This is a genomic window from Streptomyces sp. NPDC044003 (assembly GCF_056435185.1).
Genome location: NZ_JBWKFA010000002.1, coordinates 512,509 through 527,504 on the forward strand (window position 1 = coordinate 512,509; position 14,996 = coordinate 527,504).

General features: G+C 69.6%; 17 protein-coding genes. 7 read left to right on the top strand and 10 right to left on the bottom strand.

Translation table 11 applies throughout. The annotated features are described in order from the left end of the window. Window positions 1-102: 102 nt before the first annotated feature. The 3 genes from AC07AW_RS08910 to AC07AW_RS08920 form a co-directional block, all read right to left on the bottom strand. On the bottom strand, window positions 103-1,014 hold the full coding sequence (locus AC07AW_RS08910; RefSeq protein WP_478814760.1) for a nuclease: 912 nt from the start codon (window positions 1,012-1,014) through the stop codon (window positions 103-105). Window positions 1,015-1,174: 160 nt separating this feature from the next. Then, on the bottom strand, window positions 1,175-1,369 hold the full coding sequence (locus AC07AW_RS08915; protein ID WP_478814761.1) for a DUF397 domain-containing protein: 195 nt from the start codon (window positions 1,367-1,369) through the stop codon (window positions 1,175-1,177). Continuing rightward, window positions 1,351-2,184 carry a helix-turn-helix domain-containing protein gene (locus AC07AW_RS08920; protein WP_478814762.1) on the bottom strand — a complete coding sequence of 278 codons (834 nt, stop codon included), beginning with the start codon at window positions 2,182-2,184 and terminating at the stop codon, window positions 1,351-1,353. The genes AC07AW_RS08915 and AC07AW_RS08920 overlap by 19 nt, the downstream gene beginning before the upstream one ends. A gap of 132 nt (window positions 2,185-2,316) precedes the next feature. On the opposite strand from AC07AW_RS08920, the gene AC07AW_RS08925 reads away from it, so the two are divergent. From AC07AW_RS08925 to AC07AW_RS08935, 3 genes are all read left to right on the top strand, one after another. After that, window positions 2,317-2,538: a hypothetical protein gene (locus AC07AW_RS08925; RefSeq protein ID WP_478814763.1), complete on the top strand. Its 222-nt coding sequence runs from the start codon at window positions 2,317-2,319 to the stop codon at window positions 2,536-2,538. After that, a complete protein-coding gene (locus tag AC07AW_RS08930) occupies window positions 2,535-2,750 on the top strand; it encodes a hypothetical protein (RefSeq protein WP_478814764.1) in 216 nt (71 codons plus the stop codon). The genes AC07AW_RS08925 and AC07AW_RS08930 overlap by 4 nt, the downstream gene beginning before the upstream one ends. A 168-nt stretch (window positions 2,751-2,918) precedes the next feature. Further along, complete coding sequence (locus tag AC07AW_RS08935; RefSeq protein WP_478814765.1) at window positions 2,919-4,223, top strand: S8 family serine peptidase; 1,305 nt, start codon at window positions 2,919-2,921, stop codon at window positions 4,221-4,223. Between the two features lie 35 nt (window positions 4,224-4,258). Here the strand turns inward: AC07AW_RS08935 and AC07AW_RS08940 are convergent, their stop codons facing one another. Both AC07AW_RS08940 and AC07AW_RS08945 read right to left on the bottom strand, forming a co-directional pair. Further along, on the bottom strand, window positions 4,259-5,182 hold the full coding sequence (locus AC07AW_RS08940; protein WP_478814766.1) for an RNA polymerase sigma-70 factor: 924 nt from the start codon (window positions 5,180-5,182) through the stop codon (window positions 4,259-4,261). 58 nt (window positions 5,183-5,240) lie between these two features. Beyond that, window positions 5,241-5,714: a carboxymuconolactone decarboxylase family protein gene (locus AC07AW_RS08945; protein WP_478814767.1), complete on the bottom strand. Its 474-nt coding sequence runs from the start codon at window positions 5,712-5,714 to the stop codon at window positions 5,241-5,243. A 143-nt stretch (window positions 5,715-5,857) separates the two neighbouring features. Between AC07AW_RS08945 and recO the strand changes: the two genes are divergently transcribed. Next, entirely contained in the window at window positions 5,858-6,607 is a 750-nt protein-coding gene (gene recO, locus AC07AW_RS08950; protein WP_030684767.1) for a DNA repair protein RecO, read from the top strand. A 15-nt stretch (window positions 6,608-6,622) separates the two neighbouring features. Here the strand turns inward: recO and AC07AW_RS08955 are convergent, their stop codons facing one another. After that, the gene (locus AC07AW_RS08955; RefSeq protein WP_478814768.1) at window positions 6,623-8,548 is read right to left on the bottom strand and encodes a zinc ribbon domain-containing protein; all 1,926 of its coding nucleotides are present in this window, start codon (window positions 8,546-8,548) and stop codon (window positions 6,623-6,625) included. Window positions 8,549-8,870: 322 nt separating this feature from the next. Here AC07AW_RS08955 and AC07AW_RS08960 point away from each other — a divergent pair, with 322 nt between their 5' ends. Together AC07AW_RS08960 and AC07AW_RS08965 are read left to right on the top strand one after the other, a co-directional pair. Beyond that, window positions 8,871-9,695, top strand: coding sequence for an isoprenyl transferase (locus AC07AW_RS08960; protein ID WP_478814769.1), 825 nt, complete (start codon window positions 8,871-8,873; stop codon window positions 9,693-9,695). 26 nt (window positions 9,696-9,721) lie between these two features. Next, window positions 9,722-10,228, top strand: coding sequence for a YcxB family protein (locus tag AC07AW_RS08965; protein WP_478814770.1), 507 nt, complete (start codon window positions 9,722-9,724; stop codon window positions 10,226-10,228). A 58-nt stretch (window positions 10,229-10,286) separates the two neighbouring features. Here the strand turns inward: AC07AW_RS08965 and AC07AW_RS08970 are convergent, their stop codons facing one another. The 4 genes from AC07AW_RS08970 to AC07AW_RS08985 all read right to left on the bottom strand — a co-directional run bounded on the left by AC07AW_RS08970 (window position 10,287) and on the right by AC07AW_RS08985 (window position 13,403). After that, window positions 10,287-10,697: a Fur family transcriptional regulator gene (locus AC07AW_RS08970; RefSeq protein WP_453513826.1), complete on the bottom strand. Its 411-nt coding sequence runs from the start codon at window positions 10,695-10,697 to the stop codon at window positions 10,287-10,289. 72 nt (window positions 10,698-10,769) lie between these two features. Beyond that, window positions 10,770-11,666: a metal ABC transporter permease gene (locus AC07AW_RS08975; RefSeq protein ID WP_478814771.1), complete on the bottom strand. Its 897-nt coding sequence runs from the start codon at window positions 11,664-11,666 to the stop codon at window positions 10,770-10,772. A gap of 2 nt (window positions 11,667-11,668) precedes the next feature. Further along, window positions 11,669-12,436, bottom strand: coding sequence for a metal ABC transporter ATP-binding protein (locus AC07AW_RS08980; protein ID WP_478814772.1), 768 nt, complete (start codon window positions 12,434-12,436; stop codon window positions 11,669-11,671). A 10-nt stretch (window positions 12,437-12,446) separates the two neighbouring features. Then, the gene (locus AC07AW_RS08985; protein ID WP_478814773.1) at window positions 12,447-13,403 is read right to left on the bottom strand and encodes a metal ABC transporter substrate-binding protein; all 957 of its coding nucleotides are present in this window, start codon (window positions 13,401-13,403) and stop codon (window positions 12,447-12,449) included. A 166-nt stretch (window positions 13,404-13,569) separates the two neighbouring features. Here AC07AW_RS08985 and AC07AW_RS08990 point away from each other — a divergent pair, with 166 nt between their 5' ends. Next, window positions 13,570-14,949 (top strand): glycine--tRNA ligase, encoded by a 1,380-nt coding sequence (locus AC07AW_RS08990; protein WP_478814774.1) that lies wholly within the window; start codon window positions 13,570-13,572, stop codon window positions 14,947-14,949. Window positions 14,950-14,996 lie beyond the last annotated feature (47 nt).

Genomic DNA, 14,996 nt, shown 5'->3' on the forward strand with positions numbered 1-14,996 from the left:
GGAGCCCACTTCCGGTTCGTGGCACGGGGGTTCGCCCTGCCCCAGGGCGGAGTCCGCCCGGGCGAAGCCGTACGGCCGGGCCCGGGCGGACTGCGCGACGGCTCACTTCGCCTTGAAGAGGATCTTCTCCGAAGGGAGTGTCATCCTCACGGTGCTGGTGTTGGTGATCTCGACGATCCGGTGAAGACCGACCTGCTCCTTCGGCTTGGCCTGCGTCAGGTCGAGGAACCTGTCCGCGGCTCCCGCCAGGTAGGCGGGGAGGGCGTCGAGCGTGGTGTTGCCGAGCGAGAAGTACTCCTTCAGGCGGCGGAAGAGCTTCGGGAGGATCACCACGTCGTCGGTGATCGACTGCATCCCGGTGATCTTCGCCCCGCTGAGGGTCACGTCGCCGAACGCGTTGCCCGTGGTGTTCCAGATGCCTACGCCGATCCCCGCCTGCGCCTCCGCCTTGCCTTCGGCCAGCGCCTCGCGCAGGACGGGAAGCAGCCCCTGGTAGAACGTCGGATACGCCAGACCCAGGCTGAGCAGGTGGTAGTTGGCCGTCCTCTCCTTCAGGAGCTTCACCGACACGTCCAGCTCGTAGCCGCTGGGCCCCGGCGGGTCCCCCGCGCAGGCGAACGCCACGCAGCGGCCGAAGACGTCGGCGCCGTTGGTGAGGATGAAGCCCGGGACCGATTCCGGGGTCGCGGAGATCATGTCGTGCGGGTGGTGGGGGTCGGGGGTGCGCTTGATGTCACGGAAGCCGAGAAACGTCAGCAGCGCGTCCGTGGCCTCGTCGCCGAACTTGGCCGGCTGGCGCTCCTCGTCCCCGTAGTTCCCCGAGTAGTGGGTCTCCAGCGCGTCGATGCCTTCGAGTCGGATGTCGACGTGGCCGTCGCGCTCCGGCTGCGGCTTCTCACAGCCTCGGACGAGCTTCCACTCGCCCACGTAGTCCGGGATGAAGGGGACGGTGTCCCCGTCGGGGGCCGTATGGCCCGAGAGGTGGAAGGATCCCTTGATCAGGAGCAGTGGCATGGTGACTCCCACGGCGATGTTGCGTGCGGCATGGAAGGGAACCGGTTCTCCTCCTTCCATGCTGCGACCGCGCGCGGCGGATCGCCATCGGGGCTGACGCAGAGGCGTACGCCGGCGCATTGAGGCATCTCGCGGGCGCGCCCCTTGTCCTGGAGCGCCGTTACGCCTTCAGACCGGTGACGAAGGCCGCCCAGGCGGCCGCCGGCACGACGAGGACGGGCCCGTCGGTGACCTTGCTGTCGCGGACGGGGACGACGCCGGTGACGTCGTACGAGACCTCGACGCAGTCGCCGCCCTCGCCGTTGCTGTAGGAGCTCTTGAACCAACGGGCGTTGCTCAGGTCGTACTCGCGCATCGTCTGAAGTCCTCCGCCGCCGATTCGATCAGGGCCTGGGACGCCTCCGGCGACAAGGCGGCGACCCTGAGCAGATCGTAGGCGCGCTGTGCACGCTTCACCACTGCCGGATCATCGAGGAGCGTTCCCGAAAACGAGGTCTCTGTATAGGCCGTTGGCGGCTGGTCCACGAACTCCATGAGCTTGAGTGTGCCGTTCATGGAGGCGTGTGCCCCGGCCGTGCGGGGCACGACGGTCACCAGTACCCACCGCTGCCGGATCAGCGTCGCGATGTGGCCGAGCTGTTCGGCCATGACCGTCGAGCCGCCGACCGGGATACGGATCGCGTTCTCATGCAAGGTGACCCAATACTCGGGCCTTGTAGCGTCCGCGAGGATCCCCGCCCGGTCGATCCGTGAGCTGACCTTCTCCTCGACGTACTCCTCCGTGGCGAACGGGTTGGCCGCCAGCGTGACCGCCCTCGCGTACGCATCCGTCTGGAGCAGGCCCGGCACCACCAGCGGCGCGAACTCGCAGATCCTCGTCGCCACCGCCTCCAGCTCCGCCACCGCGCTGAAATAGGACGCGTAGGGCGACTTGTCGATGAGCTTGCGCCACGTACGTTCGAAAATACCGCCGGTTTGTAGGACTTCATCGATTCGCTGCGCCACATCCAGCTGCGGCTTTCGAATTCCCTGCTCGAACAGGCCGATGTACGCCCCGGATACGAACACCCGTCTGCCCAGTTCGCCCTGTGAGAGGCCCGCCGCCTCCCGGCGTTCCTTCAGGAGGTCGCCGAAGAACTCCCACGCGTCCTGCTGCTTGCTTCTGGCCATGGATTAACTCCCCAACCCTACCCAGCAGTTGTACGACCTGCGCATCTGCCGATTCTACGGATCTGCCCCCACTCTGGAGAGGCGAAGCGGGAAATGGATTCAGAAAGGCATACGTTGGTGAAGGAAGACATCATGAAGGCGACCACGGGGGCCATCGGAGCCGCACAAGAGGCAGTGGCGGAATTGCGCGAGGCCCTGGCGAGGGCGGGAATCACGCTCCCCTCGCTCGGGCTCGACGTCGTCACCCTCGCGGCCGACCCGCCGCGGCCGCTCGTGGAATTGGGATGCTGCACGGTGGAAACGGCCCGGCTCCTCGCCGCCGCCGTACTGCCGAGGGAGGAGAGTCGATCGTGACGCTGCCCATCGGGTCGTACGTCGTCGAGATCCGTACCGGACGGGTCGGGAGGGTCATGGGGCACGAGGGGCCCTATGTGCAGGTGCGTCCGCTGGGAGGCGGGCGGGAGTGGGACGTGGAGCCGGACGAGGTGCGGGAGGCCACCTCGGCGGAGCGGCTGAGCGCGGCCACGGCGCACGTCAACGCGCGGAGCCGGGGCGAGGTGCCGTGAGCCCGTTCCGGCCCTGAGCAGGTGCCGCCCGGTCGGGTGAAACGCCGTTTGGGCGGCCTGTTGGTCCATCCGCCGCGCCCGCGCTGCACTCATCTCGCCGCACCGGTTACGTGGTTGCCGCGAACCGGTTCGCGTTCGCTGACCACGAAAGGAGACGAGGTGTTCGGCATGGTGGGACGAGGCCGGGTCGCGAGACCGGCGTACCGGCTGGCGGCGGTGTCCGCGGCGGCAGGGGCATTGCTGGCCGGGGGACTGACGGGAGCGGACGCGGCGGAGCCGGAAGGGCGGTACGTGATCGTCCTGAAGGACTCGGAGCGCGGCCGGCTCGACGCGATCGTGCGGGGCCACGGCAGGGACCACGGGGTGCGGGCGGGCTTCCGGTACCGGCACGCGCTGGTCGGGTACTCGGCGGTGGTGCCGGAGTCCCAGGTGGCCGCGCTGCGGGAGGACCCGAACGTGAAGGCGGTCGCCCCCGACCTGCCCGTGCACGCCACCCAGCAGGTGCTGCCGACCGGGGTGGACCGGATCGAGGCCGATGTGAGCAGTGCGGCCTCCGGGAACGGGACGGGGACCGTCGACACGGCGGTGGCGATCCTCGACACCGGGATCGACGACCGGCACCCCGATCTCAACGTGGCCGGCGGGTTCAACTGCCTGGATCCCTCGCGGCCCGGCGCGTGGCGGGACAACAACGGCCACGGCACCCACGTGGCCGGTACCGTCGCCGCCCGGGACAACGGCGACGCCGTGGTCGGGGTCGTGCCGGGCGCCCGGCTGTACGCGGTGAAGGTGCTCGGCGCCTCCGGCCACGGATCCACCTCCAGCATCGTGTGCGGGATCAACTGGCTGGCCCAGCATGCCGCCGAGCTCGGCATCAAGGTCGCGAACATGAGCCTCGGCGGCGACGGCGCCGATGACGGCAACTGTGGGTTCACCAACAACGACCCGGAGCACCAGGCGATCTGCCACGTGGTGAACGACACCGGCGTCACGATGGTCGTCGCGGCCGGCAACGACGCCGGCGACCTGGCCTCACACCGGCCCGCCGCCTACGACGAGGTCCTCACCGTGACCGCCGTGGCCGATTACAACGGGCAGCCGGGCGGCGGCGGCGCCACGACCTGCCGGGCGCCCTACGCGGACGACAGCGCGGCCGGCTTCTCCAACTTCGCCGTGAGCGCCGCGGACGCCGACCACACCATCGCCGGACCGGGGGTGTGCATCGAGTCCACCCGCAGGAGCACCGGCACGGTGGTCTACTCCGGCACCTCCATGGCCTCGCCGCACGTGGCCGGCACGGCCGCGCTGTGCCTCGCCGGCGGGGTGTGCGCGGACCCGTCCCCGGCCGGAGTGATCGCCGAGCTCCGCGGCCACGCGGCGGCCCAGCCCACCTCGTACGGCTTCACGGGCGACCCGAACACGCCTGTCACCGGGCGCTTCTACGGGTACCTCGTGCACGCCGGCAACTACTGAGCACCTCGCACCCACTGACGGTGCCCCGAGCACCGTCAGTGGGTGCGGCGGCGGATCTGTTGCACCTCCCGCGTGATGGCCCAGGCGTCGGCCACCGGGCCGAGGTGGCCGAGCTTGTCGGGGTTGAGGACCGAGCGGATGGCCTGGATCCGGCCGTCGAGGATGTCCAGGACGACGGCCTGGAGGATCCGGCCGTCGCGGTCGCGGTAGAGCCCCCCCGGCTGACCGTTGACCTCGTGCGGCTCGCAAGTGACGTCGAGCGCCAGCAGGGAGGGGAAGACCGCGCCCAGGAGCCGCGCGACCTTCTCCGCGCCCACGATGGTCCTGGCGAAGTTCGGGGCCTTGCCGCCGCCGTCGCCGACGAGCTGGACGTCGGCGGCGAGGAGGTCCTGGAGCCCGCCGACGTCGCCGTCCTTGAGGGCGTCGAAGAAGCGGGTGGCCAGTTCCTGGCGCTCCTGGCGGTCGGCCGCGAACCGGGGGCGCCCGTCGTGCATGTGCCGCCTGGCCCGTACGAGCAGCTGGCGGCAGGCCGCCTCCGAGCGGCCCACCGCTTCGGCGACGTCCTGGAAGTCGAAGGCGAAGACCTCCCGGAGGAGGAAGACGGCCCGTTCCAGGGGGCTGAGCCTTTCGAGGAGCAGCAGCGCGGCCATGGAGACCGAGTCGGCCAGCTCCACCGCGCGTGCCGGGTCCTCGTACGGATCGCTGAGCAGGGGCTCGGGGAACCAGGGTCCGACGTACTCCTCGCGCCGGACCCGGGCCGAGCGCAGGACGTCGATCGAGAGGCGGGTGACCGTGGCCGACAGGAAGGCCTTGGCCGAGACGGGCCGGGTCGAGGAGCCGTCGAAGCGCAGCCAGGTCTCCTGGACGGCGTCCTCGGCCTCGCTGACGCTGCCGAGGATCCGGTAGGCGATCGAGAACAGCAGCGGACGCAGTTCCTCGAACTCCTCGACCTTGCTCATGACGACTTCCTCTCCCCGTACGCGTACGCCTCATGATCATCCAGACGGGTGGTGTCCGTCAGTGGAACTGGCCCGGCACGTAGTCGCCCGCCGGCTGCCGGGTGATCGCGTTCAGCCGGTTCGCCAGGTTCATGAAGGCGATGTGCATGACGAGGGCCATGAGCTGCTCCTCGTCGTAGTGGAGGGCCGCGCGCTCCCAGACCTCGTCGCCGACGCCGCCGGCCCCGTCGGCGATCCGGGTGCCCTCCTCGGCGAGTTCCAGGGCGGCGCGCTCGGCCTCGGTGTAGACGGTGGCCTCGCGCCAGGCCGCCACCAGGTTGAGCCGCACCGGGGTCTCACCGGCGTGGGCGGCCTCCTTGGTGTGCATGTCGATGCAGACGGCGCAGCCGTTGATCTGGCTCACGCGGAGCGCGACCAGTTCCTGGGTCGCGGCCGGGACCGTCGACTCCTTGACGGCCTTGCCGGCCGCCATGAGGTGCTTGAAGGCCTTGCCGGCGGTGGGGCTCGTGAAGAGGTTCAGTCGGGCGTCCATGGGGTGCTCCTCGGTGTCGGTCACTGGCCTGGCTACACCCCCGAGACGAGACAGCCCGAGCCCCTGTGACACCGGCGGATGTGACCTGCGTCTCCCTTGGGCCGTGCGTCCTCTCCGGCATCGCGGTACGGGAGAATGGGCGCATGAGTCTGTTCCGCGACGACGGCATCGTGCTGCGCACCCAGAAGCTGGGTGAAGCGGACCGCATCATCACGATCCTCACGCGCGGTCACGGCCGCGTACGCGCGGTCGCGCGGGGCGTGCGCCGGACGAAGTCGAAGTTCGGGGCGCGCCTCGAACCCTTCTCGCACGTGGACGTGCAGTTCTTCGCCCGGGGGAGTGAGCTGGTCGGACGCGGGCTGCCGCTCTGCACGCAGAGCGAGACCATCGCCGCGTACGGCGGCGGGATCGTCACCGACTACGCCCGGTACACCGCCGGCACGGCCATGCTGGAGACGGCGGAACGGTTCACCGACCACGAGGGCGAGCCCGCCGTCCAGCAGTACCTGCTGCTCGTCGGCGGGTTGCGGACGCTGGCCCGGGGCGAGCACGCGCCGCACCTCATCCTCGACGCCTTCCTCCTCCGCTCCCTCGCCGTGAACGGCTACGCGCCCAGCTTCGAAGACTGTGCGAAATGCGGACTCCACGGTCCGAACCGGTTCTTTTCGGTCGCGGCGGGCGGGGTCATATGCGGCGACTGCCGGGTGCCCGGAAGCGTCGTACCCTCTGCGGAGGCCATCGGCCTGCTCAGCGCGCTGCTCACCGGCGACTGGGCGACGGCGGACGCGTGCGAGCCGCGTCACGTCAGGGAGGGCAGCGGACTCGTGTCCGCCTATCTGCACTGGCACCTGGAGCGCGGCCTGCGGTCCTTGAGGTATGTAGAGAAAAGCTAAGACTTGATCCGTACGTCACCAGAGGGTGAGCTGCGGACTGCACGCCGTGCGGTGTCCGGGCTTTCCGGCGTGGTCACGCCTGGGGCGTGGCTCATCCGGGGTTGCACGGTTCCGCTGTCCGGCGGTTCGGGGAGCAGAGGTCTCACGGCGCCGCCGTGGGACTGCCGCATGGCCGGCACCGCGTGGGGTGGTCCGGCTCGGCGCGGTTGACTCCCGCAGGGCTTCTTCCAGCCCTTGTGCGAATGCGATCTGCGCGTGCCGGGACGCAGTGGTGTCCAGGTACGCGGTCTTGGGGTTGTCGACGTCGGTGAAGCGGACGAACACGGCCAGAGCCGCGGAGACGAAGTCGCGTTTCCCGGTCAGGCCGCACGCGGTGCACTTGTGCTCACGGTCCCGCAGGGTCTTCCGCACACGTTCACCGCACAGGCAGTACTGGGACAGGGCCGTGGACCAGGTGGAGGCCCGTGAGAGACGACCGCCCGCTGCCTGGCACTCACGCTCAAGGGCGTCGATGAACAGACCAGGAGTGGTCTGGGACAGGCGTTTTCCCCACAGGCGGTACCACGTGCGGACGTCACAGTCCTCGACGACGAGCACGGGGCCGTGGGTGGCGATGATCTGCCGCGCCAGGGTGCGGGCTCGGTGGCGGCGGTGCTCTGCGGCCGAGGCGGCTGCTTCGGCCTGACGGTCGCGCGTTTCTCGGTAGCCGATGGAGATTCGGTCGCGGCGGTACGCCTGCATCGGCACCCCGTCGACGCGGGCATCGCGCGCACCACCGGGCACCGTGATGGTCCTGGGGCTCAGGCCCTTGGCCGCCCGGTGCTCGGCGCGCCGGATCTGCTTCTTCGACAGTCCGTACTGGGCGGTGTTCGTCGCCCGGCGGGAGCGTTCCAGTGCCCGTGCCCGACCGCGCTGTTTCTTCGCTTCCCGTTCCAGCCGGGCGCGCTCGGCGTCGGTGAGGGTGATCTCGGTGGAGGCCGGGACGCCGTCGGTGGGGTCGAGGTCGGCAGGCAGGGAGACGACGGAGAGGTTGGAGACATTGCCGTCCACGCCGCCGATCCGGTCCAGGGCGGCGGCCTGCTCGCGCATCCGCTGTACGGCGGGGGCGGTGTAGCCGGGGCCGAGGACCATCAGGTGCGCCTCGTACACCCAGCCGCCCGGCGCGGACGCCTTGCGGCGCCGTACGAGGTCGACCTTGTGCCAGCGGCCGGGATGGGCGAGGAAATATGCGACACGGGCCCACTGGCCCGGCTGCTGCGGCACCCTGACCGGCAGCACCAGGTCACCCCGGCCGGAGTTCGGACCCCCTGCGAACACCACAGCGAGCGAGCCGATGTGATCCCACCAGCTGGCCTTCCGTAAGACCGGTTTGCCTGAGGAGGTGGTCCTGCCGGTGGGTACACGGGTGGAAGAGGAGGCTGGGGCTGGCATCCGGCGGGGCTGCAACAGAGGGTGCCGACCGCCGTCGGTGTAGGCCATGGTGTGGCCGTGCAACGAGCCTACGAGGCGGAAGGTCTCCCACTTGCGGGCGACGGTGTGTGAACGTGCCCGGCCGGGGATGCGGGTGAAGTCGTGTCGGCGGCCCGTCCTCGGGCGGCCGTGTCGCTTGCCGGTGACGTCGGGGAAGAGATGTCGATGGACACCGTTCCACACCTCGTCGGCCATGTGCATGGCCAGGGCCTTGGATGCGTGGTGCTTGAGGTGCCCGGCGTCTTCGAGGTGCTTGTAGGCGCAACGCTCCAGAGCTTCACGGGACAGTCCGAGGCGCTGCCGTACGGCCTTCGCGCCGTCCCGCTCGCGCTCATGCCTGGCAGCCCAGTAGGCGTCGACCCTGGCACGGGCGTCACGCTGGACGGCCCGCTTGACCGACCACATCGCATCGAACAGCTTCCCCAGGCGTGCGACGTCGGCGGGGTCGGTGACGGCCAATGGCAGCACCATGACCGAGACCTGCCCACCCTCGGGCTTCTCCCACCTCGGGGCCCTGTTCCTGCCCCGGAACGTCCGTGTCTTCCGGGCAGCCCGCACAACTGTCACCCCCTCGGTGTCGCCCGACCTCAGACTCAACCTAGAGATCAGTCCGCACGTGCAGGCGAACCACGTACATATTCACCAGCACTCGCGACATGTCGCACATACATACGCCTAGTGGGTGGTGGTCCATGCCGCCGGGTTGATCACCAACCGCAACAAGAGCAATCCGTTCTCCATGTGAAAATCGACTACGCGTGAAGTACGGGACACCTTCTAGGAGAGACCACTCATGGCCATCGCACGACTCCTCGGGCGCCAGCGTCGGGAGTACAGCACCCCCGAGCCGCACCCGTCCGGTGCCCGCCCGCCGAAGCTCCAGTCCGAGCTGGTGCCGGAGCACGTCGCGATCGTCATGGACGGCAACGGCCGCTGGGCCAAGGAGCGCGGGCTCCCGCGCACCGAGGGGCACAAGGTCGGCGCCGAGCAGGTGCTCGACGTCCTCCAGGGCGCGATCGAGATGGGCGTGGGGGCGATCTCGCTGTACGCCTTCTCGACCGAGAACTGGAAGCGCTCCCCCGAAGAGGTGCGCTTCCTCATGAACTTCAACCGCGACTTCATCCGCAAGACCCGCGACCAGCTCGACGCGCTCGGCATCCGGGTGCGCTGGGTCGGCCGGATGCCCAAGCTGTGGAAGTCCGTCGCCAAGGAGCTCCAGGTCGCCCAGGAGCAGACCAAGGACAACACCAAGCTCACGCTGTACTTCTGCATGAACTACGGCGGTCGCGCCGAGCTCACGGACGCGGCGCAGGCGATGGCCGAGGACGTGAAGGCCGGCCGGCTCGACCCGGCGAAGATCACCGAGAAGACCATCCAGAAGTACCTCTACTACCCGGACATGCCGGACGTGGACCTGTTCCTGCGGCCCAGCGGCGAGCAGCGCACCTCCAACTACCTGATCTGGCAGAGCGCGTACGCCGAGATGGTCTTCCAGGACGTGCTGTGGCCCGACTTCGACCGCCGCGACCTGTGGCGGGCCTGTGTCGAGTACGCCCAGCGCGACCGCCGCTTCGGCGGCGTGGACCCGGCCGACCTCGCCGTCCTCGACAAGGCGTAGGGCCTCCGGCCGTGGGAGGGGGGACGATGGAGCTCGTCTACACGCCGACGCGCGCGGACGTGGCCGACGCCGTGGGCGTTCAGATGAAGCACGGCTGGTTCCGGTGGGTGCTGCGGGTGATGCGGATCGTCGCGGTCCTCGCGGCCCTGGTGGCGGTCCTGGCGCTGCTCGGGCCCGGTGACCCGAACACGGGTGGGGCCGCCCGCCTGGCGGGGCTCGCGCTGCTGCTCGTGGTCCTGGGGCCGCTCGCGCGGTCCCTCACCACCCGGCAGATGTTCGCCCTGATCGGGCGGCAGGGGGAGTTCCGGGCCCGCGTGGACGAGGACAGCGTGCGCTGGACCACCCGCGACAGCGAGATCGTCCAGCGCTGGCAGCTCATGAACCGGTACGCCGAGACGCCCACGCAGTTCGTCCTGCTCTCCGCCGACAAGGGCGGCGTCGGAGTGGGCGCCCTGCCCAAGCGCGGCTTCGCCGACCCCGCCGACGTCGACCGGCTCCGCGAGTTCCTGGACCGGAACCTCACCCGCATGTGACCTGACATACGAAGGGCCCGCACCGAATCGAATCGGTGCGGGCCCTTCGTATGTCAGGTCACTTCCCGGCGCAGTCCGCGCAGGTTCCGAAGATCTCCACGGTGTGCGCCACGTTCACGAAGCCGTGCTCCGACGCGATCGTCTCGGCCCACTGCTCCACCATCGGGCCCTCCACCTCCACGGCCTTGCCGCAGACGCGGCAGACGAGGTGGTGGTGGTGGTCGCCGGTCGAGCAGCGGCGGTAGACCGTCTCGCCGTCGCTGGTGCGCAGCGCGTCGACCTCGCCCGCGTCCGCGAGGGACTGGAGCGTGCGGTAGACGGTGGTGAGGCCGACGGAGTCGCCGCGGTGCTTGAGCATGTCGTGCAGCTCCTGGGCGCTGCGGAACTCGTCCACCTCGTTCAGTGCCGCCGACACGGCGGCCCGCTGCTTGGTCGAGCGGCCGCGTACGGGGGGTCCTGCCGTCGCCACGGGGGCCTCCTTGGATGCTTGTCTGCCCCCGCCATTCTGCCAGCCCCCCGTGCCCCCGGGATCAGCCGCGGATCAGACCTTTACGTCGTCCGTCGGCCGCCGGGTGGCCGGAACGCAGCGGGTGTCGCAGTCCGCGGTGGCCTGCGCGGCGGCCTTGGCCCGCCGCTTGGCCAGCGGGGCGGCGAGCAGCGTCAGGACGATGAAGATCCCGATCGCGTACAGGACGATCGTCGCCCCCGGGGGTACGTCCTGGTAGTACGAGGTGACCGTGCCCGCCAGGGTGACCGTGATACCGGTCACCACCGCGAGGACGAAGGTCGCACGGAAGGACTTCGACAGCTGCTGGGCCGCCGCGACCGGCACCACCATCAGCGCGCTGACCAGGAGCAGGCCCACGACCCGCATGGCGACCGTGACGGTCACCGCGGCGGTGATCGCGATGAGCAGGTTCAGGGCGCGGACCGGCAGTCCGGTGACCCGGGCGAACTCCTCGTCCTGGCTGACCGCGAAGAGCTGCCGGCGCAGGCCGACCGTGACCAGGACCACGAAGGCCGCGAGGATGCTGATCGCGGTGACGTCCTCCGTCGAGACGGTGGAGAGCGAGCCGAAGAGGTACGAGCTCAGGTTGGCGTTGGAACCGGTCGACGAGAGGTTGATCAGCAGGACGCCACCGGCCATGCCGCCGTAGAAGAGCAGCGCGAGCGCGAGGTCGCCACGGGTCTTGCCGTACGCCCGGATCAGTTCCATCGCGACCGAGCCCGCGACGGCGACGAGGGTCGCCATCCAGACCGGGCTGCTGTTCAGGAGGAAACCGAGGCCGACACCGGTCATGGCGACATGGCCGATGCCGTCGCCCATCAGCGCCTGGCGGCGCTGCACGAGATAGATGCCGACGGCGGGCGCGGTGATGCCGACGAGGACGGCGGCGAGCAGCGCCCGCTGCATGAAGGCGGGTTCGAGGAAGTCCATGATCAGGTCAGCAGTCCCGTACGGAGCGGCTCGTCGGCCGCGTGCGGATGAACGTGGTCGTGGCCGGGCAGCGCGTGCTGGCCGAGAGCCTCGGGCGGCGGGCCGTCGTGGACGACGCAGCCGTCGCGCAGGACGACCGCGCGGTCGATCAGCGGCTCCAGGGGGCCCAGCTCGTGCAGGACGAGGAGGACGGAGGTGCCGCCCGCGACCTGCTCGCGCAGGGTCGCGGCGAGGATCTCCTGGCTCCCGAGGTCCACGCCGGCCATCGGCTCGTCCATGATCAGGAGTTCGGGCTCGGAGGCGAGCGCGCGGGCGATCAGGACCCGCTGGTGCTGGCCGCCGGAGAGCGCGGTGACGGAGTCCTGGGCGCGGTCGGCGAGGCCGACCAGTTCCATCGCCCGGTGGACGGCGGCCTTGTCGGCCTTGGTCGGCAGGCCGAACCGGCGGCGGGCGAGACGGCCGGAGGCGACGACCTCCCGGACGGTGGCGGGCACGCCGGCGGACGCGGTGGTGCGCTGCGGTACGTAGCCGACGCGGGCCCAGTCGCGGAACCGCTTCCGCTCGGTGCCGAACAGCTCGATCGTGCCGCCGGTCAGCGGGACCTGGCCGATGATCGCGCGGACGGCGGTGGACTTGCCGGAGCCGTTGGCGCCGAGCAGGGCGACGACCTCACCGGAGCGGACGGTGAGGTCGACGCCCCGGAGGACGGGGCGCGCGCCGAGGGCCGCCGTGGCTCCGCGGACGGAAATGACGGGCTGGTCGTCGCTCACGTGGGGCCTCCTACTTGGCGCCGAGCGCGGTCTTCAGGGCGGCGAGGTTGGACTGCATGACCTCGATGTAGTCATCGCCCTTGGACTGCTTGGTGATTCCCTCCAGCGGGTCGAGCACGTCGGTCTTCAGACCGGTGTCGCCTGCGAGGGTCTTGGCGGTCTTGTCGCTCGCGAGGGTCTCGAAGAAGACCGTGGAGACCTTGTCCTTCGCGGCGATGTCCTGGAGTTCCTTGATGCGGGCGGGGCTCGGCTCGGACTCGGGGTCGATGCCGGTGATGCCCTCCTGCTCCAGGCCGTACCGCTCGGCGAGGTAGCCGAAGGCGGAGTGGGTGGTGATGAAGGTCTTCGTGGCGGTGTTCTTCAGGCCCGTCTCGAACGCGGTGTTCAGGTCGCCGAGCTTCTTCACCAGGGCTTCGGTGTTCTTCTTGTAGTCGGCGGCGTGGTCCGGGTCCGCCTTCTCCAGGGCGGAGCCGACGCCCTTGGCGACCTCGGCGTACTTCACGGGGTCGAGCCAGATGTGGGGGTCGGCGCCGGCCTCGGACCCATGGGCGTCGCTGTGACCGTGGTCGTGGCCGACCTCGGTGCCGTGCTCTTCGAGCTGGGTGAGGGTGGCGGCGTCGACGGTGTTCTCCACGCCGGCCTGGGCGATGGCGTCGTCGACGGCGGGCTGGATGCCCTTGAGGTAGAGGATGACGTCGGCCTCGCCGAGCTCGCCGATCTGCTTCGGCTTGAGCTCCAGGTCGTGCGGCTCGACGCCCGGCTTGGTGAGCGTGTCGACGGCGACGTGGTCGCCGCCTATCTGCTCGGCCAGGTACTGCATGGGGTAGAACGACGCCACCACGTCCAGCTTGCCGCTGCTTCCCTTGTCCGCGGCGTCGGAGGTTCCGGAGCAGGCGGAGAGGGAGACGACGCCGAGCGCGACGGCTCCGGCGAGGGCGGTGCTGGGTATCAGGCGACGTACGTTCATGACACTCATTTTCAACAAAGTTGGAAACGGTTGTCAATTGCCCTCCCTGTGTTCCGGGCCACCCGGGGCCTCGCGGGCCCTGGATGCCTAACCGATTTGATACGGGGCCCCAGGGCGCCGGTAACCTGTGGCATTCGCACTTCGTCGTCGTAATGAAGAGAGCACCGTGGCCGCCGACAAGATCGACACCATCGTCAGCCTGAGCAAGCGCCGTGGCTTCGTCTACCCGTGCAGCGAGATCTACGGCGGCCAGCGTGCCGCCTGGGACTACGGGCCGCTGGGTGTCGAGCTGAAGGAGAACATCAAGCGCCAGTGGTGGCGTTACATGGTCACCGCGCGCGAGGACGTCGTCGGCATCGACTCGTCGGTCATCCTGGCCACCGAGGTCTGGGAGGCCTCCGGTCACGTCGCCACCTTCACCGACCCGCTGACCGAGTGCACCTCCTGCCACAAGCGCTTCCGCGCCGACCACCTGGAGGAGGCGTACGAGGAGAAGCACGGCCGTCTCCCCGCGAGCCTCACCGAGCTCAACTGCCCCAACTGCGGCAACAAGGGCACCTTCACCGAGCCCAAGCAGTTCTCCGGCCTGCTCTCCACGCACCTCGGCCCGACCCAGGACACCGGCTCCGTCGCGTACCTGCGTCCCGAGACCGCCCAGGGCATCTTCACCAACTTCGCCCAGGTGCAGACCACCTCGCGCAAGAAGCCCCCGTTCGGCATCGCGCAGATGGGCAAGTCCTTCCGGAACGAGATCACTCCGGGCAACTTCATCTTCCGCACGCGCGAGTTCGAGCAGATGGAGATGGAGTTCTTCGTCAAGCCGGGCGAGGACGAGCAGTGGCAGGAGTACTGGATGGAGCAGCGCTGGAACTGGTACACCGGCCTGGGTCTCCGTGAGGAGAACATGCGCTGGTTCGAGCACCCGCAGGAGAAGCTCTCCCACTACTCGAAGCGCACCGCCGACATCGAGTACCGCTTCTCCTTCGGCGGCAGCGAGTGGGGCGAGCTGGAAGGCGTCGCCAACCGCACCGACTACGACCTGAGCGCCCACTCCAAGGCCTCCGGCGCCAACCTGTCGTTCCTGGAGCAGGAGACCGGCGAGCGCTACACGCCGTACGTCATCGAGCCCGCGGCCGGTGTCGGCCGCACGATGCTGGCCTTCCTGCTCGACGCGTACATCGAGGACGAGGCCCCGAACGCCAAGGGCGTCATGGAGAAGCGCACCGTGCTGCGCCTCGACCACCGCCTGGCCCCGGTCAAGGTCGCGGTCCTCCCGCTCTCCCGCAACGCGCAGCTCTCCCCGAAGGCCAAGGGCCTCGCGGCGGACCTGCGCCAGAACTGGAACATCGAGTTCGACGACGCCGGCGCCATCGGCCGCCGCTACCGTCGCCAGGACGAGATCGGCACCCCGTACTGCATCACCGTCGACTTCGACACCCTCGAGGACAACGCGGTGACCGTGCGTGAGCGCGACACCATGAAGCAGGAGCGCGTCTCCCTCGACCAGATCCAGGGCTACCTGGCCAGCCGCCTCATCGGCTGCTGAATCTGATCGCGGACACGGGAAAGCCCCCGGTCCCTTCCCGCAGGAAG